The sequence below is a fragment of the Citrobacter sp. Marseille-Q6884 genome, assembly GCF_945906775.1.
Lineage (GTDB): Bacteria > Pseudomonadota > Gammaproteobacteria > Enterobacterales > Enterobacteriaceae > Citrobacter.
The window spans coordinates 453,089-478,537 of record NZ_CAMDRE010000002.1; the positions used below are offsets into that span (position 1 = coordinate 453,089).

The window sequence follows — 25,449 nt, forward strand, 5'->3', positions numbered from 1 at the left end:
TAACGTGATAGTTATATTATATACTTGAAAAATAATGTTTTTTTACTATGGTTTATTTACGGTAAAGCAGAACGGCATTGTTTTTTTACTGATGAAAAACAACAATGCCGTGATCAGGAAAACGAAGGTTACGGTGTTAAAAAAGGTTTTTCTACTTACAGTAACCCTTTCAATTTTAACGTCTTGCGGGTGGCGACGTTTAAGTCATAGTGCGCGAGATCTTCTGGTTTGACCCAGGCGAAATCCTGAAACTCTTCGTTAATCTTCACTTCACGATTAGCGGAAACGCAATCGAAGATAAGATAAATCATGTAAATTTCTTCCTGGCGACCATCGGCATACGTTTTGGTGCGGATATCATCACTGAAGGTCCAGGGGGTAATTTCTGACAAGACAAGATGCTCGCCTAGCTCTTCTCGTATTTCCCGCCGCAAGGCTTCTTCGATACGTTCTCCCGGCTCAACGCCGCCACCAGAAAGCGCCCATTGGCCAGGGAAGACGCCGCGATCGTCGGCCATTTTGCACAGTAAATAACAGCCTTCATTTTGAATTAATGGGCAAACAATCGTCCTTTGACGCACAGTGATATTCCTTACAAGAAGAGATGAAGTAAAAAGCATACGGGAGCTGATGCGCGGGTTAAAGGGGTTTTTGTCAATTCTGCTGTCACGTATTGAAACGGTTTTGGGTAGTATTTCGTTACAATATGTTATCGGATCGCTTTTTTAGCTCATTGATTCCTTTGCTTTTGGCAGTACAATCCTGCGGTTTTGGGGCACATTTATTACTTGCTTGCAGGAAAGGGTAAAATGAAAAAAAGCGCACTGTTAGGACTCGCCGGGATGCTGTTCGTTTCCGCATCGGCTAATGCCATAAGTATCAACGGTCAGGCTGGTGAAGATTACACCAATATCGGCGTCGGTTTTGGTACTGAGTCAACCGGATTAGCGGTAAGCGGTAACTGGATGCATAACGATGACGACGGCGATGCGGCTGGTTTGGGTCTGGGTCTGAATATTCCACTTGGACCGCTATTGGCCACCGTTGGCGGTAAAGGTATTTACACCAATCCGAACGATGGCGAAGAAGGTTATGCAGCAGCTGTTGGCGGCGGTCTGCAGTGGCCGATTGGCGACAGCTTCCGTCTGTTTGGTGAGTACTATTACTCTCCGGACTCGCTCTCCAGCGGTATCGACAGCTATGAAGAAGCAAATGCTGGCGCGCGTCTGACGATTATGCGCCCACTGAGCATCGAGGCCGGTTATCGTTATCTGAATCTGGCAGGTAAAGACGGCAACCGTGACAATGCGATTGCTGATGGCCCGTACGTAGGGGTTAGCGCCAGCTTCTGATGTCACTGGCGCGGCGATATGCTGCGCCTGTTTTTACCTCTTTTCCTCTCTCATGTTTCCCTCTTCATATTCTCTCTGAATGCATGTTACTCCCGCATTGCGTTATAGTGTTTTCATGACAAAAGCAGGAGAGCACAATGTTAAATGTGGAGATGTTGTCCACCGGGGATGAAGTGTTGCACGGGCAGATCGTCGATACGAATGCCGCCTGGTTGGCTGATTTTTTCTTTAATCAGGGATTACCCCTCACGCGCCGCAACACCGTGGGCGACAATCTTGACGATTTGGTCGCCATTTTGCGCGAGCGTAGCGAACACGCCGATGTGTTGATCGTGAATGGCGGGCTCGGGCCAACCAGTGATGATTTGAGCGCGCTGGCGGCGGCAACCGCGAAAGGCGAGGGGCTGGTACTGCATGAAGGCTGGCTGGCGCAGATGGAGAGCTTTTTCCGCGAGCGTGGACGCGTGATGGCGCCGAGCAACCGTAAACAGGCTGAACTGCCTGCCAGTGCAGAGTTTATCAATAATCCGGTCGGGACGGCGTGCGGGTTTGCCGTGAAGCTGAACCGCTGTCTGATGTTTTTCACGCCAGGCGTACCGTCAGAATTTAAGGTGATGATCGAACATGAGATCCTGCCGCGCTTACGTGAGCGTTTCTCTCTCTCTCAACCGCCGTTATGTCTACGATTAACCACCTTTGGCCGCTCTGAAAGCGACCTGGCGCAAAGCCTGGATTCTCTGCCTTTACCTGCGGGTGTGACAATGGGGTATCGCTCATCGATGCCCATCATCGAGTTAAAACTGACCGGGCCGGATTCTCAGCGGGAAGCGATGTTGGCGCTGTGGCCTGAGGTGAAACGGGTGGCCGGGCAGAATATGATTTTTGAAGGCACAGAAGGGCTACCCGCGCAAATTGCTCGCCGTTTGCAGGAAAAACAGTACAGCCTGACGCTGAGCGAACAGTTCACGGCGGGGTTAGTAGCGCTTCAGCTCTCCCGTGCTAACGCGCCTCTGCTTGCCAGCGAGGTGGTTCCCTCGCAGGAGGAAACCCTGGCGCAAACGACGCACTGGATCACCGAGCGCCGTGGCAAGCATTACGCCGAGCTGGCGCTGGCGGTATCGGGTTTCGAAAACGAACATATTAACTTTGCACTGGCCACGCCGGAGGGTACGCACGCCTTGCGTGTCAGACTGAGCGCTAACCGCTATAGTCTGCCAGTGCGTCAGGAAGTGTGTGCGATGATGGCGCTGAATATGTTGCGTCGTTGGCTAAACGGCCAGGAGATCGCCAGCGAGCATGGCTGGATTGAAGTGGTTGAGTCGCTGACGCTTTAATCATTGACCGGGAAGGTCGCTGACCTTCCCATCCTGACGTTTGACCGCAAAATACGCTGAAATACCCGTTTTACGTTGTTACCTCATCAGGCAACAGTCCGGTAATGACCCTAACCAAATCGCGGTCGATCCCTTTTGCCAGCATCATGCGAGCAATACGCAACGCTTCTTCTTGTGTACCTTGTTGTAACCCATGTTGCATTCCCTGTTGTATCCCTTGTTTTATCCCTTCTTGTAAACCATTGTGGTGGCCTTCTTGCCGGAGTCTCTCTGCAATCGTCATCAATTGCTCCTTATTGTGAGGGGAACGTTCAGCGACTTGACGGATAAATTCACTGCTACGGGCGGCATCGCCGTACTGTAGTAAGTAATTAAACAGCGTTTGCAGATGGTTGTCATTATCGATACCTGTAACTAACAGCGAGACCAGTCTGTCAACCAGCCCCATCAGATCGCGATCGCGGATATGTTTTTGCATCAGTTCAAGCAGGGCTATGCGCTGGTGTTGCATGATCTCATCGTCAGGGATCACGGTGATATCAATCAGCGGAAATGCTTCCGAGTAGAGTTGCCGGGCCAGTTGCGGATAGTCAAATTCATCCATCCAGTTGAGTGACCAGGGATACGGGCTCTGTTGACCATGATAAAACAGCATCGGAATCACCACGGGCAGCGTTTTGTTCCCGGCATCAAGATGATGCTGCATCGCGGCGATAGCATAACGCATCAGGCGAAAAGCCATATGCTGAGCGGCGGTACTTTGATGCTCGATAACGCAATAAATATAGCCGTCACCTTCGCGGGTTTTTAACGACCACAGCACGTCAGAATAGTAAGCCCTGAGGTCTTCTTCGATAAACGTAGTCGATTCCAGTTTGAGCGTTTGCAAATCACATATTTTGCGTAAGGTAACGGGAAGATGAATATCGAGAAAATCACGAGCGACTTCAGGATACGATATGATCTTTTTAAACACCGCATCATGTGGTGTGGGTGTGGTTGAGAGTGTCATGATTGTCCGCCACCTGAAATTCAAGATGGCGTGACATTAATCCTCTCCGATGAAGCATGCATGCACGAGTTTTGGTCTTTGCGCAGTCGAATCAGAGATAAAGATGGTCAACTGCAACCTGTTCAATTTTTTGGAATGTTAGACGCAAAAAAGCCTGATAAGCATCGCTCCATCAGGCTTGAAATCAAAGGCAGGCCCGGTATGCACACCGACCGGGCAACAGGGTTAACCTAATGCTTTGGCGAGCAGGGTGATGGGGTGTTCACAGCGAAGGCTGGTGGACATCTCAATCTGCCATTTACAGGTTTCGCAGTCGGTGACCACGATATCAGCGCCGCTTTCTTCAATCTGCTTAAACAACGGTGCGCCAATAGACTGCGAGGTCGGATAGTTTTCCTTTTTAAAACCGTAAGTCCCGGCGATCCCGCAACACTGAGAATCCAGCACGGTGAGTTCCAGCCCCGGGATTTTTCGCAGCAACTCCAGCGTATAGAGCGTCCAGCCCATTTTTTCCATATGGCACGGCGTGTGATAAACCACTTTAAGCGGCAGCGTTTTCAGCGGTAGCGTTTTCCCTTCATCCAGCTTGCGCCATAGCCAGCGGGTCGCCAGTTCAATGTGTTCACGCAAACCTGAGTTATCGACATCCAGCACTTCAGGATATTCATCGCGTAGCGCAAAAGTACAGGTTGAAGAGGTGGCGATCACCGGAATACCTTTTCCGTCGATCGCTTCTCTGAGCGATGCTACGTTGCTGACTGCCTGTTTACGCGCTTTATCAGTGAATCCGTTGGCGATAAGCGGTACACCGCAGCACTTCTCTTTGCTCAGTAACTGTACGCCGGTCCCCATGGCATTCAGCACCTTAATCAGGTCTTTGCCGAGCTGAGGATGGTTGTAATTCACAAAGCAGCCGTGAAAGAAGGCGACCTGATCCTGATACTGCGTCTGCTGTGCTGCAATGCTCCGGTACCAGCGGCGGAACGTCCCAAAAGAATACTTTGGTAGCGTACGGCGATGATCGATTTTCAAAGCGTAATCGAGCAGCTGACGCACCGGTTTTAGCGAGGTGGCGGTGTTCACGATTGGCGCGAATGGGGTAGAGACACTGCCCATCAAATCGGTATGGCTTAATACAAAGTTGCGCAGTGACGGGCGCGAGGTGTCATATTTGGCGCGTGCACGCTGGATAATATCGCCAATTTTCACATCCGAAGGACAGGCGACTTCGCAGCGTTTACAGTTGATGCAATATTTCAGCGCATCGTCATACAGTGCACCGTCTTTCAGACGCAGACGCTCTCCGTCCGGGCCGGCCTGTTTAGGGCCTGGGTAGCTCGGGTTAACGCGGCTGACCGGGCAGGCAGTGGTGCACACCGTGCATTTGATACAACTTTCAAAACGTGTGTCGCTCATTACAGGCCTCCTGCACGTTTCGCAATGTGATGGGCGGCGTGCAAGGCGCTTACTGCGCACACACCGCCTCCGCAACCCTGGGCGATAGGGTCAAATCCGGCAAGTACCGAGCCGATGGCATACATGTTTTCTACGGTTTTTCCCGCCAGTGACGGGCGTAGTGTCGCATCGGTTATCACGCCAAACTGCTGCCACGGTTGTGGGTCAAAAACGTCACGCTGATACCACTGCGCACGGGTTGCGGTTTGCTGTACATCCAGACCCAGAATCGGTTCGTGGACGGCTTCGCGCGTGGCGACCAGACCGCTACTGAAGAAACTGCCGCTGGCCAGTACGGCGAAGCGCGGGCGCAGGGGAATATCGGCATGGTTGCGCGTCCAGATTTCGCTTACCACGCCTTCCTGGCAGGTGATTTTTTTCACTTCATCGCCAGGCATCCAGATCCCGCCCTGGCGTACAAACTGACGTTGCAATTTATTGTGCAGACGCATTCCCAGTACGGAAGGGGGTAAGGTGGGTAACAGCGTTAGCGAGCAGGGAAGTCGCTCGTTGAGCCATTGCCACAGTCGGGTATCCGCCAGGCCAAAGCAGGCTGGCATAATGATCATATCGCAGGTTTTTGCCACTGGCAGCAGCGCGTCGTAGAGCAGTGGCCACTTATCTTCGTTATCTAACAGACGGGCGATGTTGACGGCGCGAAATTCTGTTGGGTTATCGCGCAGAACATCCAGCTCTGGCAATTCGATTTCAGCGGTTTCGACGCTGAGGTTACGCTGGCGTAAGGATGCCGCCGCCAGGTGTGCCTGAAAATCCAGTAAACCGCTAATGCCCACCACGCAGATGCGCTGTGCGGCCAGCGGCCAGACCGGAACTTCCGGTGAGCTGAGCCATGTGGATCGCAAGGTGCCCAGCGGGGTCACACGTTGATGTACCTGATGAACCTCACCCTGCAAACCGGCGTCACACTCTTCCAGCAGGTTTTGTGCCTGCTGCGCCAGTTCCAGCACCGCGTGGGTTCCGATGGTGCTATAGGGATGCGCAGGTGCCTGCGTGCGCAGTGCGTTCAGGCCTGCTTCAATATCTGTCACCGGCTGCCCATCTGGCAGGGTGCTGAGCAAATCCAGTGAGCCAGAGGAGAAATGCAGTGCGCTTTGGCCACGGGTGACGATAGTGCAGCGCAACCCGCTTTTTTGCAGTTGCAGGCCGCACAGCAGACCGGCGAGGCCGCCGCCGATAATGACGGTATCAAATTTCATCCTGGTGCTCCTTTTCCAGACCACACAACCCTTGATATACCCAGCGAGTGAACTCGCTTTCGCGCAGCGCATCCCCCCATGCGATGGGCTGCACGCCTTTCCAGCGTTCATTGAGGAACTCGGAAAGCTGAGTGATGGACTGTGCGGCGGTGGTGACATTAAAGCGTTGCAGCAAACCTGCGGCACGGCAGGCACACAGCTCACCCTGGCATGTTCCCATTCCGACGCGGGTGCGGCGACGTAAATCCAGCAAGCTGTTAACGGTTAAATTTTCGACGGCGTATTGCACTTCGCCTGCGGTGACGGCTTCGCATTCACAGACCAGGCTGCGGTGTTGACGTCCTTCGCTAAGCCAGACCGGTGTGCGATCGCCATGACGATAGACCGCTGAACCGCGTAGTGGGGCAGGCAAAGAGATCACGCGTTTAAGTGTATGTTCGGTCGATTCCTGCGATCCAGGCAGTGCCGTATCCGCCGTGGTGCAAGGGCGGGTATTGCCCAGTTTGCGGCAAACGGCGTCGGTGGCCCACTCAGCCATCAGGCGGTAGGTCATCAATTTACCACCGGTAATGGTGATAAAGCCGTCCAGCCCGTCGCGCTCAGCGTGATCAAACAGGACGATGCCGCGACTGACGTTACGACCACTCGGATCGTCGTCGCTGGCAACCAGCGGTCGCACACCGGAGTAGGCGCGCAGAATCCGCGTTTTCGCCATAATCGGCGCCAGTTTCTCGCCTTCACGCAGTAAGATATCCACCTCTTCTGCCGTGACGCGGTTGCTGTCGATATCGTCGTAATCGATATGCTGTGAGGTTGTACCGATCAGTGAGATGGTGTCGCCGGGCACCAGAATATCGGCGTCAGACGGCTTACGGCAGCGGTTAATGACGTGCTGGTTGATTCGATGATCCATAATCAGCAGTGAGCCTTTGGCCGGGAACATGCGAATGCTCAGATCGGCATACTCTGCAATACGTTGACCCCAGATCCCGGCGGCATTCACGACGACTGGCGCATGCAGGGACTGCATATCGCCCGTCAGGTGGTTACGTACATTCACGCCGCAGACGGTCGTACCTTCACGAATCAGCCCTGTCACTTCATGTGCCGTTAAGATGACGGCGCCATGTTCTCTCGCGTCCAACATATTGGCGGCGGTTAAGCGGAAGGGATCGACGGTACCGTCCGGTACTTTTACTGCGCCAATCAGCTGCGGGTTAACCGACGGTTCGATAATCCGCGCTTGTTGCGGGTCAATCGCTTCTGCCCGAATCCCGGCCTCTTCACAGGCGCGAATAAAGGTGGCCTGGAAGGAGAGTTCATCTTCCGGCAGCGTAATAAACAGACCGTCCGTTGGTTCCACGCAGTGGCGGGCGATTCGTTTCAGAATTTGGTTTTCGCTGATGCATTCGCGGGCAGATTCAGCGTCGGTGACGGCGTAGCGCGCACCGCTGTGCAGCAGGCCGTGGTTGCGTCCCGTAGCGCCCGTAGCGATATCGTGGCGTTCTACTAAGATGACGCGCAATCCGCGTAGGGCACAGTCGCGTGCGATCCCGGCACCTGTTGCTCCACCACCAATGATAATCACGTCACTTGTTTGCGAGTCGCGAGTTTTCATTGTTTTTCCTCACAGTTCGTTTTTTATCATTTAGCCACATAAAAAACATGGATTGTTTGATTTCGCGCATAATCGCTCATAATTCGAAAATGAAACGTGATTTCGTGCGTCTTTATGAACATTTGTCATAAATCTGTAACAATATGTGCTGTAATTCACATTATTGCGACCAATGTTTCCTTAACATCGCGGCCACACTGGGAGCGGTAGGGTTGTTACGACAAACTGCAGTGTTTCCTTCGAATGAAAGACGGCCACGGAGGCTACAATATGTTGAGTATTTTTAAACCTGCGCCACATAGAGCGCGTTTACCTGCAGCGGAGATCGATCCCACCTATCGTCGATTGCGCTGGCAGATTTTCCTGGGGATATTCTTTGGTTATGCCGCGTACTATCTGGTACGTAAAAACTTTGCTTTAGCAATGCCTTATCTGGTTGAACAGGGTTTCTCTCGTGGCGATCTGGGCTTTGCGTTGTCTGGTATCTCCATTGCTTATGGCTTTTCAAAATTTATCATGGGCTCCGTTTCGGACCGCTCGAATCCGCGCGTTTTCCTGCCTGCGGGTTTGATTCTGGCTGCCGCGGTGATGTTGTTCATGGGCTTTGTGCCATGGGCGACTTCGAGCATTGCGATTATGTTCGTGTTGCTGTTCCTGTGCGGTTGGTTCCAGGGGATGGGGTGGCCACCGTGTGGTCGTACTATGGTGCACTGGTGGTCGCAGAAAGAACGTGGCGGCATCGTTTCCGTCTGGAACTGTGCGCATAACGTCGGTGGCGGCCTGCCTCCGCTGCTGTTCCTGCTGGGGATGGCCTGGTTTAATGACTGGAAAGCGGCGCTTTACATGCCGGCATTTGGTGCCATTGTCGTTGCCCTGTTTGCTTTTGCTCTGATGCGCGATACGCCGCAGTCCTGTGGCCTGCCGCCAATCGAAGAGTACAAGAACGACTATCCGGATGATTACAACGAGAAAGCAGAAGAAGAGCTGACGGCGAAGCAGATCTTCATGCAGTACGTATTACCGAACAAGCTGTTGTGGTACATCGCTATTGCGAACGTGTTTGTCTATTTACTGCGTTACGGCATCCTCGACTGGTCGCCGACCTACCTGAAAGAAGTGAAGCATTTCGCACTGGATAAATCATCCTGGGCTTACTTCCTGTATGAGTATGCGGGTATCCCGGGTACGCTGCTGTGCGGCTGGATGTCGGATAAAGTCTTCCGTGGTAACCGTGGTGCCACCGGTGTGTTCTTTATGACACTGGTGACCATCGCAACCATCGTCTACTGGATGAACCCGGCAGGTAATCCAAACGTCGATATGATTTGTATGATCGTGATTGGCTTCCTGATTTACGGCCCGGTCATGTTGATTGGTCTGCATGCGCTGGAACTGGCACCGAAAAAAGCAGCAGGTACCGCGGCGGGCTTTACCGGACTGTTTGGTTACCTGGGCGGTTCTGTGGCCGCGAGCGCCATTGTGGGTTACACCGTTGACTTCTTCGGCTGGGATGGCGGCTTCATGGTGATGATCGGCGGCAGCGTGCTGGCGGTGATTCTGCTGATTGTCGTGATGATCGGTGAGAAACGTCATCATGAAGAGATGATGCTGAAGCGTAATGGGGGCTAATCGATGAAAACCACATTGAAAGGTCTCAGTACGGCACTGATGCTGGCAGGTATGGTGGTAAGCAGTACTGCGATTGCCGCCGATAAAGTGGTGATTGCACACCGTGGCGCAAGCGGATATTTACCGGAGCATACGTTGCCAGCAAAAGCGATGGCCTATGCGCAGGGCGCGGATTACCTGGAGCAGGATTTGGTAATGACAAAGGACGACCACCTGGTCGTCCTGCATGACCACTATCTTGACCGGGTGACCGATGTTGCTGAGCGTTTCCCGGATCGTGCACGTAAAGATGGACGTTACTACGCCATCGACTTTACGCTGGATGAGATCAAATCGCTGAAATTTACCGAAGGCTTCGATATCGAAAAGGGTAAGCACGTTCAGACGTATCCCGGGCGTTTCCCGATGGGTAAATCTGATTTCCGCGTACATACATTCGAAGAAGAGATCGAATTTGTTCAGGGTTTAAACCATTCCACCGGGAAAAACATCGGTATCTATCCAGAAATCAAAGCGCCATGGTTCCATCACCAGGAAGGGAAGGACATTGCTGCTAAGACGCTGGAAGTGTTGAAAAAGTATGGTTACAGCGATAAACAGGACAAGGTCTACCTGCAAAGTTTTGATGTGGCGGAGCTGAAGCGCATCAAAAACGAGCTGGAACCCAAAATGGGGATGGATCTGAATCTGGTGCAACTGATTGCTTACACCGACTGGAATGAAACGCAGGAGAAAAAGCCGGACGGTAGTTGGGTGAATTACAACTACGACTGGATGTTTAAACCGGGCGCGATGAAGCAGGTGGCTGAGTATGCCGACGGCATTGGCCCGGACTACCATATGCTGGTGGATCAGAAGTCGAAGAAGGGCAATATTGTGTTGACCGGAATGGTTCAGGATGCGCATCAGAATAAGATGACGGTGCATCCTTATACCGTGCGGGCCGATCAGTTGCCGGACTATGCGACTGACGTGAATCAACTGTATGACATCCTGTATAACAAAGCGGGCGTGGACGGGCTGTTCACCGACTTCCCCGACAAGGCAGTGATGTTCCTGAATAAGAAGTAACAGTACCAGGCCTACGGTGTTTGCGCATCGTAGGCCTTTTCGATGTAATGCCTGTCGGTATTCAGCTCAAACCGTCTGCGAGATGTTGTGCGGATCCCCACGCATGAAGTTCGTTCAATGCTACATCTCTATCTCAATATCACCGTTTGCCCGACAACAGCAGGGCAATATTTCACCCGGCTGAATAAAGGCTAACGGCTCGGCAATCCAGTCAACCTGTCCCGCCAGCAGGCGGGTACGACAGGAGCCGCAGTAACCTTCACGGCACTGATATTCGACCTCAACATTGTGCGATTCGAGCGCGGTAAGCAGGGAAGAATGTTCATCCTGGCACAACAACTGTGCGCCAGAGATGCGCAGGGTAATGCGGCCCATCAGAGCTGGAAATTACTCAGATCGTCGGTATCGACTTCAGAATCGATTTGGCCGACCAGATACGAACTCACTTCCACTTCCTGCGGGGCAACCTGAACGTTATCAGACACCAGCCAGGTGTTGATCCACGGGATCGGGTTAGAGCGCGTCTGGAATGGCAGATCCAGTCCGACTGCCTGCATACGGATGTTGGTGATGTACTCGACGTACTGGCAGAGAATATCTTTGTTCAGACCAATCATCGAGCCGTCACGGAACAGGTAATCGGCCCACTCTTTTTCCTGCAGCGCAGCCTGGACGAACAGGTCGTAGCATTCCTGCTTGCACTCTTCGGCGATCTCCGCCATTTCCGGGTCGTCTACGCCGCTGCGTAACAGGTTCAGCATATGCTGCGTACCGGTCAGGTGCAGGGCTTCATCGCGGGCGATCAGGCGAATGATCTTGGCGTTGCCTTCCATCAGTTCGCGCTCTGCAAAGGCGAAAGAGCAGGCAAAACTGACGTAGAAACGGATCGCTTCCAGCGCGTTAACGCTCATCAGGCACAGATACAGTTTTTTCTTCAGCTCACGCAGATTCACGACAACCGTTTTGCCATTGACCGTATGCGTGCCTTCGCCCAGCAGATGCCAGTAGCTGGTCATCTCGATCAGTTCGTCGTAGTAGCTGGAGATGCCTTCCGCACGTTTTTGGATCTGCTCGTTAGTCACGATATCGTCAAACACGACCGCCGGATCGTTAACGATATTGCGGATGATATGGGTGTATGAGCGAGAGTGGATGGTTTCCGAAAACGCCCACGTTTCTACCCAGGTTTCCAGTTCCGGGATCGAAATCAGCGGCAGCAGCGCCACGTTCGGGCTACGTCCCTGAATGGAGTCCAGCAGCGTCTGGTACTTCAGGTTGCTGATGAAGATGTGTTTTTCATGCTCCGGCAGCGCCTGATAGTCGATACGGTCGCGGGAAACATCAACTTCTTCCGGTCGCCAGAAGAAGGAGAGCTGCTTTTCGATCAGTTTTTCGAAGATATCGTATTTTTGTTGATCGTAGCGGGCCACGTTGACCGGTTGGCCGAAGAACATCGGCTCTTTAAGCTGGTCATTTTTCGTCTGTGAAAATGTGGTATATGCCATGAATGTGTCCTGTTTGGAGTTTAATGCCGGATGGCGCAGGGCGTATCCGGCCTACAACACCGATGTATTTGTCGCCGGATAAGGTGTTAACGTCTTATCCGGCATCACAATATCAGATCTTACATGCGCCGCTTTCGCAGCCATCGTCCTGAATGGACGGCACCAGATCGTCCTGTGCATCTTCCGCGCCGTCGCGGGTGTTCTGATAGTACAGTGTTTTCACACCAAATTTGTAGGCGGTGAGCAAGTCTTTCAGCAACTGCTGCATCGGTACTTTCCCTGACGGGAAACGAGACGGATCGTAGTTGGTGTTTGCTGAAATCGACTGGTCGATAAACTTCTGCATGATGCCGACCAGTTGCAGGTAACCGTCATTATTCGGCATTTCCCACAGCAGTTCATAGGCATTTTTCAGGTGTTCGTAGTCCGGCACGACCTGGCGCAGGATACCGTCCTTCGACGCTTTGATGCTGACGTAACCGCGCGGTGGCTCGATGCCGTTGGTCGCGTTGGAGATCTGCGAAGAGGTCTCGGATGGCATCAGGGCAGACAGCGTGGAGTTACGCAGGCCGTGAGTCTTAATGGATTCACGCAGCTGTTCCCAGTCGTAATGCAGCGTTTCGCTGACGATCGCATCCAGATCTTTCTTGTAGGTATCGATCGGCAGAATACCTTTTGCATAGGTGGTTTCGTTAAACCACGGGCACGCGCCTTGCTCTTTCGCCAGCTCGTTAGAGGCTTTCAGCAGATAGTACTGAATAGCTTCAAAGGTTTTGTGGGTCAGGTTATTGGCGCTACCGTCAGAGTAACGTTTGCCGTTTTTCGCCAGCCAGTAGGCATAGTTGATCACGCCAATACCCAGCGTACGACGACCCATTGCACCGCGTTTTGCGGCCGGAATTGGATAATCCTGGTAATCCAGCAGCGCATCCAGGGCACGTACTGCCAGGACCGCCAGCTCTTCCAGTTCGTCCAGGCTCTCAATAGCGCCGAGGTTAAATGCCGACAGCGTACACAGGGCAATCTCACCGTTTTCGTCGTTAACGTCAGTCAGCGGTTTGGTCGGCAGGGCAATTTCCAGGCACAGATTGGACTGGCGCACTGGCGCGACAACCGGATCAAACGGGCTGTGCGTGTTGCAGTGGTCCACGTTCTGAATGTAGATACGACCCGTAGAGGCACGCTCCTGCATCATCAGGGAGAACAGTTCAACGGCTTTCACACGCTGTTTGCGGATGCTGTCGTCGTTTTCATACTGCACGTACAGGCGCTCGAACTCATCCTGATCGGCGAAGAACGCATCGTACAGACCTGGAACGTCAGACGGGCTGAACAGCGTGATGTCGCCGCCTTTCAGCAGACGGGTGTACATCAGTTTGTTGATCTGCACACCGTAGTCCATGTGGCGCACGCGGTTGCCTTCCACGCCGCGGTTGTTTTTCAACACCAGCAGGCTTTCAACTTCCAGATGCCACATCGGGTAGAACAGGGTGGCCGCACCGCCGCGGACGCCGCCCTGAGAGCAGGATTTCACTGCGGTCTGGAAGTGCTTGTAGAACGGGATACAACCCGTGTGGAACGCTTCACCGCCGCGAATCGGGCTACCCAGAGCACGAATGCGACCGGCGTTGATACCGATACCGGCACGCTGGGAAACGTATTTCACAATCGCGCTGGAGGTGGCGTTGATGGAATCCAGGCTGTCGCCGCACTCGATCAGTACGCAGGAGCTGAACTGACGGGTCGGGGTACGCACGCCGGACATGATCGGCGTTGGCAGCGAAATTTTGAACGTAGAAACGGCGTCGTAGAAACGTTTTACGTATTGCAGACGCGTTTCACGCGGATAGTTAGAGAACAGGCAGGCCGCCACCAGAATGTAGAGGAACTGCGCACTTTCATAAATCTCACCGGTGACGCGGTTTTGAACCAGATATTTGCCTTCTAACTGCTTAACCGCAGCGTATGAGAAGGTCATATCGCGATCGTGTTCGATAAACGAGTCCATCTGCTTGAACTCTTCTTCCGTGTAGTCTTCCAGCAGATGATTATCGTATTTACCCATCTCAACCATTTTGACAACGTGGTTGTAAAGCGCAGGGGGTTCGAACTCACCATAGGCTTTTTTGCGCAGGTGGAAAATCGCCAGGCGGGCTGCCAGGTACTGATAATCCGGCGCGTCGCGGGAGATCAGGTCTGCGGCAGCTTTGATGATCGTTTCATGAATATCGGAGGTCTTGATACCGTCATAAAACTGAATGTGTGAGCGCAGCTCGACCTGAGAAATCGATACGTTATTCAGTCCTTCTGCCGCCCAATCCAGAACTCGGTGGATTTTGTCGAGATTGATGCGCTCTGTACTACCATCACGCTTTGTCACCAGCAGACTCTGATTCATGTGGTTTTTTACCTGTCCGTGAAAGAAAAAATATCCCCCATATTATCCACAGTGCCATGTTGTGACTAAGTCTGTGGATAAATACTATATGTAGGGGTTGTTTGATAAAATAGACGCTATATGGTGAGTATTCTAGTAGGGATTCTTTTCAGTACAAGAGTTGATTTTGAGGTTAAATTGAGGTTGCAAAAGGGTAAGAATCGCTAAGTGCGCGTCTTACAAGGCCTGGCGAGGATGTCAATAATTGAGAAAAAAAATAGAAAATTTGATCGAGTGCTGATTTCTTCATCGAAGGCGAAGAAAGTTCCTATGATCTGGCGCAAAAATTGCCGGGCGTAACTATTCAGGATTGCCAGGCCGGGGACGCTGCGCACTTTACCCGGCCTGGTGGGGCGATTACTCCGCTTTCGCGTGGGTATGCACCATATAGTTAACGTCTACACCCGGACCGAGCTTGAAGGTGTTGGTGATCGGGTTGTAATGCAGACCGGTCATGTGACGTTCTTGCAGCACCGTCTGATCTACCCAACCTAACAGCTCCGCAGGCTTAATGAATTTTTTCACATCATGCGTTCCTTTTGGCACCATGCGCAGAATGTATTCAGCCCCGACCACGGCCATCAGCCAGGATTTTCCGTTACGGTTGAGCGTGGAGAAAAACACCTCGCCGCCGGGTTTGACCAGTCTGGCGCAGGCTCTGACCACCGATTCCGGGTCCGGGACGTGTTCCAGCATCTCCATACAGGTGACAACATCGTACTGGTGCGCGTGTTTTGCGGCGTGTTCTTCCACGGTTTCTTGTACATACTCAACCTGAATACCGCTTTCCAGCGCATGCAGTTTTGCCACCTGCAACGGTTCAAAACCCATATCCAGACCGGTGACCGTAGCACCTTCGCGCGCCATGCTCTCCGCCAGAATGCCGCCGCCGCAGCCGACGTCGAGAACCTTTTTACCAAACAGGCCGCCTGACCGCCCCGAAATGTAACCCAGGCGCAGCGGGTTAATGCGGTGCAGAGGTTTAAATTCACCCTCGAGATCCCACCAGCGCGACGCGACTGCTTCGAATTTGGCTATTTCTTCATGGTCAACGTTGTGAGTTACCGGAGGTTTTTCGGCATTCATTGGGGGTTCTACTCCTAAATTAGCAATGCAAACGAGTATATCAGCCTGACGGGACGAATAAAGCCTCTCTCTGGGGGAATCCATTTACCGGAATCTTTACGGGTGTGTTATAATTTGCGACCTTTGAATCCGGGATACAGTAGAGGGATAGCGGTTAGATGAGCGACCTTGCGAGAGAAATTACACCGGTCAACATTGAGGAAGAGCTGAAGAGCTCCTATCTGGATTATGCGATGTCGGTCATTGTTGGCCGTGCGCTGCCAGACGTCCGAGATGGCCTGAAGCCGGTTCACCGTCGCGTACTTTACGCCATGAACGTATTGGGCAACGACTGGAATAAAGCCTATAAGAAATCTGCCCGTGTCGTTGGTGACGTCATCGGTAAATACCACCCTCATGGTGATACCGCTGTTTACGACACCATTGTTCGTATGGCGCAGCCATTCTCCTTGCGTTACATGCTGGTGGATGGTCAGGGTAACTTTGGTTCTGTCGATGGCGACTCCGCTGCAGCGATGCGTTATACGGAAATCCGTATGTCGAAAATCGCCCACGAGCTGATGGCTGACCTGGAAAAAGAAACGGTTGATTTCGTCGATAACTACGACGGTACCGAGCGTATTCCAGATGTTATGCCGACCAAAATTCCTAACCTGCTGGTCAACGGTGCCTCCGGTATCGCGGTAGGTATGGCGACCAATATTCCGCCGCACAACCTGACGGAAGTGATTAACGGCTGTCTGGCCTATATTGATGATGAAGACATCAGCATTGAAGGGCTGATGGAACACATCCCAGGTCCGGACTTCCCAACTGCTGCGATCATTAACGGTCGTCGTGGTATTGAAGAAGCTTACCGTACTGGTCGCGGCAAAGTGTACATTCGCGCTCGCGCGGAAGTCGAAGCTGACGCGAAAACCGGTCGTGAAACCATCATCGTGCATGAAATTCCGTATCAGGTGAACAAAGCGCGCCTGATCGAGAAAATCGCGGAGCTGGTAAAAGACAAACGCGTTGAAGGCATCAGCGCACTGCGTGACGAGTCTGATAAAGACGGTATGCGCATTGTGATTGAAGTAAAACGCGACGCGGTCGGGGAAGTGGTTCTGAACAACCTTTACTCCCAGACCCAACTGCAGGTGTCCTTCGGTATCAACATGGTTGCGCTGCACCATGGCCAGCCGAAGATCATGAACCTGAAAGACATCATTGCTGCTTTCGTACGTCACCGTCGCGAAGTGGTGACACGCCGTACAATCTTTGAACTGCGTAAAGCCCGCGATCGTGCACACATCCTTGAAGCGCTGGCGATTGCGCTTGCCAACATTGATCCGATCATTGAACTGATCCGTCGTGCGCCAACTCCGGCAGAAGCAAAAGCGGCGCTGGTTGCGCGTTCGTGGGATCTGGGTAACGTATCCGCGATGCTGGAACGTGCCGGTGATGACGCTGCGCGTCCTGAATGGCTGGAACCTGAGTTCGGCGTGCGTGATGGTCAGTACTACCTGACTGAACAGCAAGCCCAGGCGATTCTGGATCTGCGTTTGCAGAAACTGACCGGCCTTGAGCATGAAAAACTGCTCGACGAATACAAAGAGCTGCTGGAGCAGATCGCTGAACTGCTGCACATTCTGGGCAGTGCCGATCGCCTGATGGAAGTTATCCGTGAAGAGATGGAGCTGATTCGTGAGCAGTTCGGTGACGAACGCCGTACTGAAATTACCGCGAACAGCGCTGACATCAACATCGAAGATCTGATCAGCCAGGAAGATGTTGTCGTGACCTTGTCTCATCAGGGCTACGTTAAATATCAGCCGTTAACCGATTACGAAGCACAGCGTCGTGGCGGTAAAGGCAAATCAGCGGCACGTATTAAAGAAGAAGATTTTATTGACCGCCTGCTGGTGGCTAACACCCATGACACGATCCTCTGCTTCTCCAGCCGCGGTCGTCTGTACTGGATGAAAGTCTATCAACTGCCAGAAGCGAGCCGTGGCGCGCGCGGACGTCCAATCGTCAACCTGCTGCCGCTGGAAGCCAACGAACGCATTACCGCTATTCTGCCAGTACGCGAGTATGAAGAGGGCGTGAACGTCTTTATGGCAACTGCCAGCGGTACCGTGAAGAAAACGGCGCTGACCGAGTTCAGCCGTCCGCGTTCTGCCGGTATCATTGCGGTGAACCTGAACGAAGGCGACGAACTGATTGGCGTTGACCTGACCTCCGGTACGGATGAAGTCATGCTGTTCTCTGCTGCCGGTAAAGTGGTGCGCTTCAAAGAAGATGCCGTCCGTGCAATGGGTCGTACCGCGACCGGTGTACGTGGTATTAAGCTGGCAGGAGAAGACAAAGTCGTTTCTCTGATTATTCCGCGCGGCGAAGGTGCCATTCTGACCGTCACGCAGAACGGCTACGGTAAGCGTACTGCAGCAGAAGAGTATCCGACCAAGTCGCGTGCAACGCAGGGCGTTATCTCCATCAAAGTGACCGAGCGCAACGGTTCCGTTGTCGGCGCGGTGCAGGTTGAAGATAGCGACCAGATCATGATGATTACTGATGCCGGTACGCTGGTGCGTACGCGCGTGTCTGAAATCAGCGTGGTAGGGCGTAACACGCAGGGCGTGATCCTCATTCGCACAGCGGAAGATGAAAACGTGGTGGGTCTGCAACGTGTTGCTGAGCCGGTAGATGATGAAGAACTCGATTCTATCGACGGAAGCGCTGCTGAAGGGGACGATGATATCGCACCTGAAGCGGAAAGCGATGACGATGCGGCGGATGACGCTGACGAGTAATTAACGTGTGATGAAAAGGGCCGGAGAAATCCGGCCCTTTTTTCATTGGCATTGCGGCAAAAGCCATTTACCGCTACCTTAACCACACTCTATTGATATCCTGAGGCGGAGCTTCGCCCCTTTGAAATACCTTGCTTCCGTTCATGCAACCCTAAAAGTTTCACGCTATCTGTTCAGAGCGCTGGCGCTACTGGTCTGGTTTTTGATTGCTTTAGCGTCTGTGTTCTACATTGTGAATGCTCTGCACCAGAGAGAGTCTGAGATCCACCAGGAGTTTAACCTCAGCTCCGATCAGGCTCAGCGTTACATTCAGCGCACGTCTGACGTGATAAAAGAACTCAAATATATTGCTGAAAATCGCTTAACAGCGGAAAACGGCGTGATGTCTTTGCGTGCGCGGGATGATAAAACCGTTGTGCCCAATTTTGAGCCACTATTTGCCGATTCCGACTGTGCGGTGATGGGGAATGCCTGGCGTGGCTCACTGGAATCACTGGCGTGGTTTATGCGCTACTGGCGCGACAATTTTTCCGCTGCTTATGATTTGAATCGCGTGTTTCTGATCGGCAGCGATAACCTCTGTATGGCCAATTTCGGCCTGCGTGATATGCCCGTCGAACGTGACGAAGCCCTGAAGGCGCTGCATGAGCGCATCATCAAATACCGCAATGCGCCACAGGAAGAGAACGGCAATAACCTGTTCTGGATAAGCCAGGGGCCGCGTCCTGGCGTGGGCTATTTTTACGCGTTGACGCCGGTGTATCTCGCCAATCGTCTGCAGGCACTACTGGGTGTCGAACAGCCGATTCGCATGGAGAACTTCTTCACGCCGGGTAACTTGCCGATGGGCGTAACCATCCTTGATGAAAACGGCCATGCGCTGATTTCGCTGACGGGTCCCGAAGGCAATATAAAAGCCGAGCCGCGCTGGATGCAAGAGCGGACCTGGTTTGGCTACACGCCAGGTTTTCGCGAACTGGTGCTGAAGAAAAATCTGCCGCCATCATCACTCAGTATTGTTTACTCCGTCCCGGTTGATCTGGTGCTGGAGCGGGTTCGTATGCTGATCCTGAACGCCATCCTGCTGAATGTGCTGGTGGGCGCAGCGCTCTTCACGCTGACGCGGATGTACGAGCGACGTATTTTTCTACCTGCGGAGAGTGATGCGCAGCGACTGGAAGAGCACGAGCAATTTAACCGTAAAATCGTCGCGTCTGCGCCGGTCGGCATTTGTATTTTGCGCACCATTGACGGCATTAACATTCTGAGTAACGAGCTGGCGCATACCTACCTGAACATGCTGACGCATGAAGACAGACAGCGGCTAACGCAAATTATCTGCGGCCAACAGGTTAATTTTGTCGATGTCCTCACCAGCAACAATACCAATTTGCAAATTAGCTTCGTACATTCACGCTACCGTAATGAAAACGTGGCGATTTGCGTTCTGGTGGATGTGAGCGCGCGTGTCAAAATGGAAGAGTCGCTGCAGGAGATGGCGCAGGCGGCGGAACAGGCAAGCCAGTCTAAATCGATGTTCCTTGCAACGGTAAGCCATGAGTTACGCACACCGCTGTATGGCATTATCGGGAATCTCGATCTGCTGCAAACCAAAGAATTACCCGGCGGGGTGGATCGCTTGGTGACGGCGATGAACAATTCCTCCAGCCTGCTGTTGAAAATCATTAGCGATATTCTCGACTTCTCAAAAATCGAGTCTGAACAGCTGAAGATTGAACCACGTGAGTTTTCGCCAAGAGAAGTGATGAACCATATTACGGCGAACTATCTGCCGTTGGTGGTTCGTAAGCAACTGGGATTATATTGCTTCATTGAACCGAATGTTCCGGTGACATTAAACGGTGATCCAATGCGCTTGCAGCAGGTGATTTCTAACCTGCTGAGCAATGCGATTAAGTTCACCGACACCGGCTGCATTGTGCTGCACGTTCAATGTAGCGGTGATTATCTCAGCATTCGGGTGCGCGATACCGGGGTGGGCATTCCGGCCAAAGAAGTCGTGCGCCTGTTTGATCCCTTCTTCCAGGTCGGGACGGGCGTACAGCGCAATTTCCAGGGAACCGGGCTGGGTCTGGCTATCTGTGAAAAGCTGATTAGCATGATGGACGGGGATATTTCCGTTGATTCTGAGCCGGGAATGGGGAGCCAGTTTACGCTGCGTATTCCTCTTTATGGCGCGCAGTATCCGCTTAAAAAAGGTGTTGAAGGGCTTTCCGGTATGCGTTGCTGGCTGGCCGTGCGCAATGCCTCACTGTATCATTTTATCGAGTCCAGCCTGTTGCGTACCGGTATGAAGGTTCAGCGTTATGAAGGTCAGCAACCCGATGCGGATGATGTTCTGATTGTCGATGACGTGCTGGAACAGGCGTGGCAGGGACGTGCGGCCGTGGTGTTCTGCCGCCGTCATATTGGTATTCCGCTGGAGAGAGTGCCCGGCGAATGGGTGCATAGCGTGGCATCGCCTCACGAGTTGCCCGCGCTACTGGCGCATATTTACCGTGTTGAGCTGGACAATGAAGAGCTTTCCAACGCGCTACCCGCACCGGATAAAATCGCCTCTTCTAACGAGGATATGATGATTCTGGTGGTGGACGATCATCCTATCAATCGCCGTTTGCTGGCCGATCAGCTGGGATCGTTAGGGTATCAGTGCAAAACCGCCAATGACGGTATAGACGCTCTTAATGTCTTGAGCAAAAACGCGATTGATATCGTACTGAGCGACGTCAACATGCCGAATATGGACGGTTATCGTCTGACGCAGCGCATTCGTCAGTTAGGGTTAACGCTGCCGGTTATTGGCGTGACGGCTAACGCGCTGGCGGAAGAGAAGCAGCGCTGCCTTGAATCAGGTATGGATAGCTGCCTGTCGAAGCCGGTGACATTAGATGTGCTGAAACAAACGTTGACGGTCTATGCAGAGAGAGTCAGAAAAAATCGGGCATAAAAAAAGCCTGATAGCGCAATGCTTATCAGGCTCTTTTATGTGTTGTGAATTACTCTTTGTCTGACGGGCTCAGCGTCACGGAGGAGAGGTAATTCAACAGGGCGATATCGTTCTCCACGCCGAGTTTCATCATGGCGGACTTTTTCTGGCTGCTGATGGTTTTAATACTGCGGTTCAGCTTTTTAGCAATTTCAGTCACCAGGAAACCTTCGGCAAACAGGCGCAGAACTTCACTCTCTTTAGGTGACAGGCGTTTGTCACCGTAACCGCTGGCGCTGATTTTCTCCAGCAGGCGGGAAACGCTTTCCGGCGTGAATTTCTTACCCTTTTGCAGCGCGGCCAGCGCTTTCGGCAAATCGGTTGGCGCACCTTGCTTAAGCACGATCCCTTCAATGTCGAGATCCAGTACTGCACTCAGGATAGCCGGGTTATTGTTCATGGTCAGAACGATGATCGACAGGCTCGGGAAATGACGCTTGATGTATTTAATTAACGTGATCCCGTCACCGTATTTATCCCCCGGCATGGAGAGGTCGGTAATCAACACATGGGCATCTAATTTAGGTAAATTGTTGATCAGTGCAGTGGAGTCTTCAAATTCGCCGACAACATTTACCCACTCGATTTGCTCAAGTGACTTACGAATACCGAACAGTACGATCGGATGGTCATCGGCAATAATTACGTTCATCGTGTTCATGTATTGGGCTACCTTGCTACAGCAAGCTCTTGACGTAGGCGTCAATGTCGCTGATGTACTTTTCTATACCTGGAGCATCTTTCTCTTGAATAAGATGTTCCAGCGCTTCACATAACTGCTTGCCGGGTACCAGATTAAGCATGGCAAACACGCCTTTCAGGCGATGGGCCGTTTGGGCTAACGCAGCGAAATCGCTGGTTGCTGCCTCAGTATACAACCTCTTAACATCATCCGGTACTGTGTCTACAAAGAGAGCATAATAACCGCTGGCATGAAGTTCGGCATTTTCATCTCCACCGAGGGGGAGGTCCTGGATCTCTTCCTGCGCCAGCTGCTCTTCTATTAGCTCAAGGACAGCTTCCTGCATAGCATTGCTCATATTAAAGTTGACGCGCAACTGACCAGGGCCAATTTTTCGCACGCCGGACTCATCATCGCTTAAAAGCAAGCCCGAGGCAGTAAGATTAGACGGATTATCCGTTAAAAAGAGATCATATTCTTGACTATTCAACCGTTCATCGGGCGTGATGCAGGTTGCACCCCAGTTTTCCAGCTGACGTAATACAATGCTACGTACGTCATTGGAGGTGACATCAACCATAATACAGACGTCATCCAACAGGCGTTCTTCAATGTCAGCATGTTGATCATGCGGCGGCATTTTAACATGGACTATATAGCGAGTTCCAAGTTCTTCCCGCGCTTTAATATTTAAATGCCCGCCCAGTTTGCGGGCTAACTGATCGCACAACCAAAATGTGAGCGGATTGGCTTTGCCATAACGATCGCTCTGCGTTTCATTAATATACGGAAAGTGCAGATTATCAATTTCATTCAGCGTTACGCCTTCGCCGGTATCCAGAATACGCAAGGTCAGACGTTCTGTCTCTGAATCATCCTGGTCAACTTCAAGTGTAATTTTACCTATCTGGGTGGTGGTTACCGCATATTGAATGAGCAACAGCAAAATACGACGCAGGGCATCGCGGTCGCCGCGGCGTTCATCATTGGCGCTGAGGTGGTTTTTAATCAGCAACTGCAGCCCTTTGCGTTTAATAACCGGCAGAACCTCTGGCACCACTTCGTCAATTAACGATTGAACGGAAAACAGCGTCTGTTCGCTTTTCCAGGTATCGCTCTCCAGAATATTGGCTAACTGGATTTCGTCTACCATACGCACCAGCACGTCGGCCTGGTTAGCCAGTTTCAGGCTGTCGGGTGTATTGAGCGAAGCAGCGTTAATGGCCAGAACTCTGGCGGGTTCTTTCAGGCTGTTACCGATATTCTGCATAAAGGCGGTGCGAGCCTGCTGATTCTTTTCATACAGTCGCTGCGCTTGTTTTAGCTTCTTATTGACCAGCACTTCTTTGTCCTGGTCGCGGATGATAAAGATCTGCGTACGCGGTGAAATCTGGCTGCGAAAGAGTCTGATTTCGTACAATTCATTATTGATGGTGGCTTGAATAACGCCCTGATGCTGCTCCGCCATACTGGTAATGTTTTGCAGATTTAAATGCGGCAGCAGGTGGTCGGCAATTTTATTGCTGATCACCGTTCGGTTTGCTTCCTGGTCGTGTACCAGCAAACCCAGTGGCAGCAGGGAAACGATCTCTTCATTGATGGCCCGAAGAACCCGCAGTTCATTATTGGCGGCAAGGTTAGGCGCCACTTCGGTCGAACGGGCAGGGAGGTTGCGGAAAGTGGTATAGCCGAACAGCGCCAGAGCAAGCAGGATTATATTCAGCAAAAGCGGCAGCAGGATATTTTGCAGCGTATCCAGCAGCAAGGAACCAAACGGTACCTGCCAGACCAACCGCATATCCGTTGAGTTGAGCGCGGAGGAGATCTCAATTTTCGCGTTGTTGAAGCTGATGTTTACGCTGTCAGGCGACTCTTTCTCATTAATATGCTCGACCGTCGAGGAGGCGTCGGGTTCCAGATAGAAACTGTCCAGCGGCATGCCGGGTGGGATCAGGTCATTAATAGGCAGATCAAATGCGACTACCGTCGCCAGATGCCCCGGCTGATTAAACGTGGTGCGCAGGGTAAAGTAATGACCATTTTGCCAGACCAGACGGCGTAGCGAGGAAAAGCTTTCGCGCTCATCCAGCGCATTGGCCTGCTGCAGCATTTCAGCACGGCGCGAATCGACAATGTTGCCAATGGTGGATTCTTTAAAGCCGGAGGAGAGATCTTTCAGCGGCAGCGTCGAGATGAGGATCAGGCTGTTGTCCTGACCATTCAGATAGTACATGGACCAGGGGACGTTCTCTGCACCCCATAGCGTATCAAGGTAAGTTGAAATACGCTGGGTCATTTCCAGCGTGGAGCTATCATGCGAACCGAAAATCAGCGCTTCGGTTTTTCTTCGGGGTTTCTCAAGATAGTAGATATCTTGTTTCAGGCGAGTTTCCTGCAGCCCCTCAGCGCCGGGTGAATTCGTTGTGGCGGCAATATTGTCATAGATCTGCCAGGTCACGTATCGCCAGGTATCTACTCTTTTATGAATAGCATGGGTGATATCGACAATCTGATAGCTTTTATCTTTAAGCCAGGTGTTGACTGCACTCTGGACCATCACGCCCATCATCACTAACAGAACAATAATCAGCAATAAGAAGAAACGGGTAATGCTTCCCGGGAGCAGGGAGAATCGGGTAGATGCCGTTGTGTCAGACTGACTCATTCGTGTTTATGACCTGTTATAGCGATGCTAATGATGAAGGGGCAGTATAAAGGGTAATGTATGAATTGCCATACTCACACAACGCCCATCACACTGCATTTTTTACCCGCTGTTTCGCCGCCATCATCGCAATGTCAATGTGTACAGCGCGCGGGAGCAGGTACAAATATAAATGATGTATGTATAAATTTAGCATTAAATAACAAGAAATTATTTGCCGGACTTATATCTGATGAGTGCGAGTGGAGATAGTTAATAGTCGTTATAGTTTTCACGCGGTAGCACAGAAAAGTCAGTTTTGTGTAAAGAAGGGTAAAAAAAAACCGAACGCAGAGCATTCGGTTGAAATAGGGGTAAACAGACATTCATGAATGAATGACGGTAATAAATAAAGTTAATGATGATAGCGGGTCTATTTTAGTTGCGAGTGAAGATTTTGTTTTGGCATTCAGTGCTATACGAATTTTTAATGTATTTTATTGATTTATAAATAAAATTATATGCATCTTGACTATTCGTGCTTATTTGCCTCATTTTTGTATTTTAAAAAAGTTCCCTCATATTAACATTTTGAAACATCTGTG

At 51.8% G+C, this 25,449-nt stretch carries 17 protein-coding genes; 6 read left to right on the forward strand and 11 right to left on the reverse strand.

Annotation, left to right across the window (positions count from 1 at the left end):
* Nucleotides 1–155 precede the first annotated feature (155 nt).
* A complete protein-coding gene (gene nudI / locus N7268_RS17180; protein ID WP_198903529.1) occupies nucleotides 156–581 on the reverse strand; it encodes a nucleoside triphosphatase NudI in 426 nt (141 codons plus the stop codon).
* Nucleotides 582–809: 228 nt separating this feature from the next.
* On the opposite strand from nudI, the gene N7268_RS17185 reads away from it, so the two are divergent.
* Nucleotides 810–1,352, forward strand: coding sequence for a YfaZ family protein (locus N7268_RS17185; protein WP_260863816.1), 543 nt, complete (start codon nucleotides 810–812; stop codon nucleotides 1,350–1,352).
* A gap of 137 nt (nucleotides 1,353–1,489) precedes the next feature.
* On the forward strand, nucleotides 1,490–2,686 hold the full coding sequence (locus N7268_RS17190; RefSeq protein ID WP_260863817.1) for a nicotinamide mononucleotide deamidase-related protein YfaY: 1,197 nt from the start codon (nucleotides 1,490–1,492) through the stop codon (nucleotides 2,684–2,686).
* A gap of 70 nt (nucleotides 2,687–2,756) precedes the next feature.
* Here N7268_RS17190 and N7268_RS17195 read toward each other — a convergent pair whose 3' ends face one another.
* The 4 genes from N7268_RS17195 to glpA all read right to left on the reverse strand — a co-directional run bounded on the left by N7268_RS17195 (nucleotide 2,757) and on the right by glpA (nucleotide 7,988).
* The gene (locus tag N7268_RS17195) at nucleotides 2,757–3,698 is read right to left on the reverse strand and encodes an Rpn family recombination-promoting nuclease/putative transposase (protein WP_260863818.1); all 942 of its coding nucleotides are present in this window, start codon (nucleotides 3,696–3,698) and stop codon (nucleotides 2,757–2,759) included.
* A 225-nt stretch (nucleotides 3,699–3,923) separates the two neighbouring features.
* On the reverse strand, nucleotides 3,924–5,114 hold the full coding sequence (gene glpC, locus N7268_RS17200; RefSeq protein ID WP_260863819.1) for an anaerobic glycerol-3-phosphate dehydrogenase subunit GlpC: 1,191 nt from the start codon (nucleotides 5,112–5,114) through the stop codon (nucleotides 3,924–3,926).
* Complete coding sequence (gene glpB, locus N7268_RS17205; protein ID WP_260863820.1) at nucleotides 5,114–6,370, reverse strand: glycerol-3-phosphate dehydrogenase subunit GlpB; 1,257 nt, start codon at nucleotides 6,368–6,370, stop codon at nucleotides 5,114–5,116. The genes glpC and glpB overlap by 1 nt, the downstream gene beginning before the upstream one ends.
* Complete coding sequence (gene glpA / locus N7268_RS17210; protein WP_260863821.1) at nucleotides 6,360–7,988, reverse strand: anaerobic glycerol-3-phosphate dehydrogenase subunit A; 1,629 nt, start codon at nucleotides 7,986–7,988, stop codon at nucleotides 6,360–6,362. Before glpA ends, glpB begins: the two co-directional genes overlap by 11 nt.
* A gap of 270 nt (nucleotides 7,989–8,258) precedes the next feature.
* On the opposite strand from glpA, the gene glpT reads away from it, so the two are divergent.
* Nucleotides 8,259–9,617, forward strand: coding sequence for a glycerol-3-phosphate transporter (gene glpT, locus N7268_RS17215; RefSeq protein ID WP_260863822.1), 1,359 nt, complete (start codon nucleotides 8,259–8,261; stop codon nucleotides 9,615–9,617).
* 3 nt (nucleotides 9,618–9,620) lie between these two features.
* Entirely contained in the window at nucleotides 9,621–10,688 is a 1,068-nt protein-coding gene (gene glpQ / locus N7268_RS17220) for a glycerophosphodiester phosphodiesterase (protein ID WP_260863823.1), read from the forward strand.
* 120 nt (nucleotides 10,689–10,808) lie between these two features.
* On the opposite strand, the gene yfaE is transcribed toward glpQ, so the two are convergent.
* The 4 genes from yfaE to ubiG all read right to left on the reverse strand — a co-directional run bounded on the left by yfaE (nucleotide 10,809) and on the right by ubiG (nucleotide 15,716).
* Nucleotides 10,809–11,063 carry a class I ribonucleotide reductase maintenance protein YfaE gene (yfaE, locus tag N7268_RS17225; RefSeq protein ID WP_198903538.1) on the reverse strand — a complete coding sequence of 85 codons (255 nt, stop codon included), beginning with the start codon at nucleotides 11,061–11,063 and terminating at the stop codon, nucleotides 10,809–10,811.
* Nucleotides 11,063–12,193: a class Ia ribonucleoside-diphosphate reductase subunit beta gene (nrdB, locus tag N7268_RS17230; protein ID WP_198903539.1), complete on the reverse strand. Its 1,131-nt coding sequence runs from the start codon at nucleotides 12,191–12,193 to the stop codon at nucleotides 11,063–11,065. The genes yfaE and nrdB overlap by 1 nt, the downstream gene beginning before the upstream one ends.
* A 112-nt stretch (nucleotides 12,194–12,305) precedes the next feature.
* A complete protein-coding gene (gene nrdA, locus N7268_RS17235; protein ID WP_260863824.1) occupies nucleotides 12,306–14,591 on the reverse strand; it encodes a class 1a ribonucleoside-diphosphate reductase subunit alpha in 2,286 nt (761 codons plus the stop codon).
* Nucleotides 14,592–14,987: 396 nt separating this feature from the next.
* Nucleotides 14,988–15,716: a bifunctional 2-polyprenyl-6-hydroxyphenol methylase/3-demethylubiquinol 3-O-methyltransferase UbiG gene (ubiG, locus tag N7268_RS17240; protein ID WP_260863825.1), complete on the reverse strand. Its 729-nt coding sequence runs from the start codon at nucleotides 15,714–15,716 to the stop codon at nucleotides 14,988–14,990.
* Nucleotides 15,717–15,874: 158 nt separating this feature from the next.
* Here ubiG and gyrA point away from each other — a divergent pair, with 158 nt between their 5' ends.
* Nucleotides 15,875–18,511: a DNA topoisomerase (ATP-hydrolyzing) subunit A gene (gene gyrA / locus N7268_RS17245; RefSeq protein ID WP_260863826.1), complete on the forward strand. Its 2,637-nt coding sequence runs from the start codon at nucleotides 15,875–15,877 to the stop codon at nucleotides 18,509–18,511.
* Between the two features lie 121 nt (nucleotides 18,512–18,632).
* On the forward strand, nucleotides 18,633–21,479 hold the full coding sequence (rcsC, locus tag N7268_RS17250; protein ID WP_260863827.1) for a two-component system sensor histidine kinase RcsC: 2,847 nt from the start codon (nucleotides 18,633–18,635) through the stop codon (nucleotides 21,477–21,479).
* 49 nt (nucleotides 21,480–21,528) lie between these two features.
* Here rcsC and rcsB read toward each other — a convergent pair whose 3' ends face one another.
* Nucleotides 21,529–22,179 carry a response regulator transcription factor RcsB gene (gene rcsB / locus N7268_RS17255; RefSeq protein ID WP_003027592.1) on the reverse strand — a complete coding sequence of 217 codons (651 nt, stop codon included), beginning with the start codon at nucleotides 22,177–22,179 and terminating at the stop codon, nucleotides 21,529–21,531.
* Nucleotides 22,180–22,195: 16 nt separating this feature from the next.
* Nucleotides 22,196–24,865 carry a phosphotransferase RcsD gene (rcsD, locus tag N7268_RS17260; protein WP_260863828.1) on the reverse strand — a complete coding sequence of 890 codons (2,670 nt, stop codon included), beginning with the start codon at nucleotides 24,863–24,865 and terminating at the stop codon, nucleotides 22,196–22,198.
* Nucleotides 24,866–25,449: the final 584 nt, after the last annotated feature.

Bases quoted from the DNA above. Each gene is read 5' to 3' on its own strand.
- N7268_RS17185 (WP_260863816.1), top strand. From the start codon at position 810: ATGAAAAAAAGCGCACTGTTAGGACTCGCCGGGATGCTGTTCGTTTCC.
- N7268_RS17190 (WP_260863817.1), top strand. From the start codon at position 1,490: ATGTTAAATGTGGAGATGTTGTCCACCGGGGATGAAGTGTTGCACGGG.
- N7268_RS17195 (WP_260863818.1), bottom strand. From the start codon at position 3,698: ATGACACTCTCAACCACACCCACACCACATGATGCGGTGTTTAAAAAG.
- glpC (WP_260863819.1), bottom strand. From the start codon at position 5,114: ATGAGCGACACACGTTTTGAAAGTTGTATCAAATGCACGGTGTGCACC.
- glpB (WP_260863820.1), bottom strand. From the start codon at position 6,370: ATGAAATTTGATACCGTCATTATCGGCGGCGGCCTCGCCGGTCTGCTG.
- glpA (WP_260863821.1), bottom strand. From the start codon at position 7,988: ATGAAAACTCGCGACTCGCAAACAAGTGACGTGATTATCATTGGTGGT.
- glpT (WP_260863822.1), top strand. From the start codon at position 8,259: ATGTTGAGTATTTTTAAACCTGCGCCACATAGAGCGCGTTTACCTGCA.
- glpQ (WP_260863823.1), top strand. From the start codon at position 9,621: ATGAAAACCACATTGAAAGGTCTCAGTACGGCACTGATGCTGGCAGGT.
- yfaE (WP_198903538.1), bottom strand. From the start codon at position 11,063: ATGGGCCGCATTACCCTGCGCATCTCTGGCGCACAGTTGTTGTGCCAG.
- nrdB (WP_198903539.1), bottom strand. From the start codon at position 12,193: ATGGCATATACCACATTTTCACAGACGAAAAATGACCAGCTTAAAGAG.
- nrdA (WP_260863824.1), bottom strand. From the start codon at position 14,591: ATGAATCAGAGTCTGCTGGTGACAAAGCGTGATGGTAGTACAGAGCGC.
- ubiG (WP_260863825.1), bottom strand. From the start codon at position 15,716: ATGAATGCCGAAAAACCTCCGGTAACTCACAACGTTGACCATGAAGAA.
- gyrA (WP_260863826.1), top strand. From the start codon at position 15,875: ATGAGCGACCTTGCGAGAGAAATTACACCGGTCAACATTGAGGAAGAG.
- rcsB (WP_003027592.1), bottom strand. From the start codon at position 22,179: ATGAACACGATGAACGTAATTATTGCCGATGACCATCCGATCGTACTG.
- rcsD (WP_260863828.1), bottom strand. From the start codon at position 24,865: ATGAGTCAGTCTGACACAACGGCATCTACCCGATTCTCCCTGCTCCCG.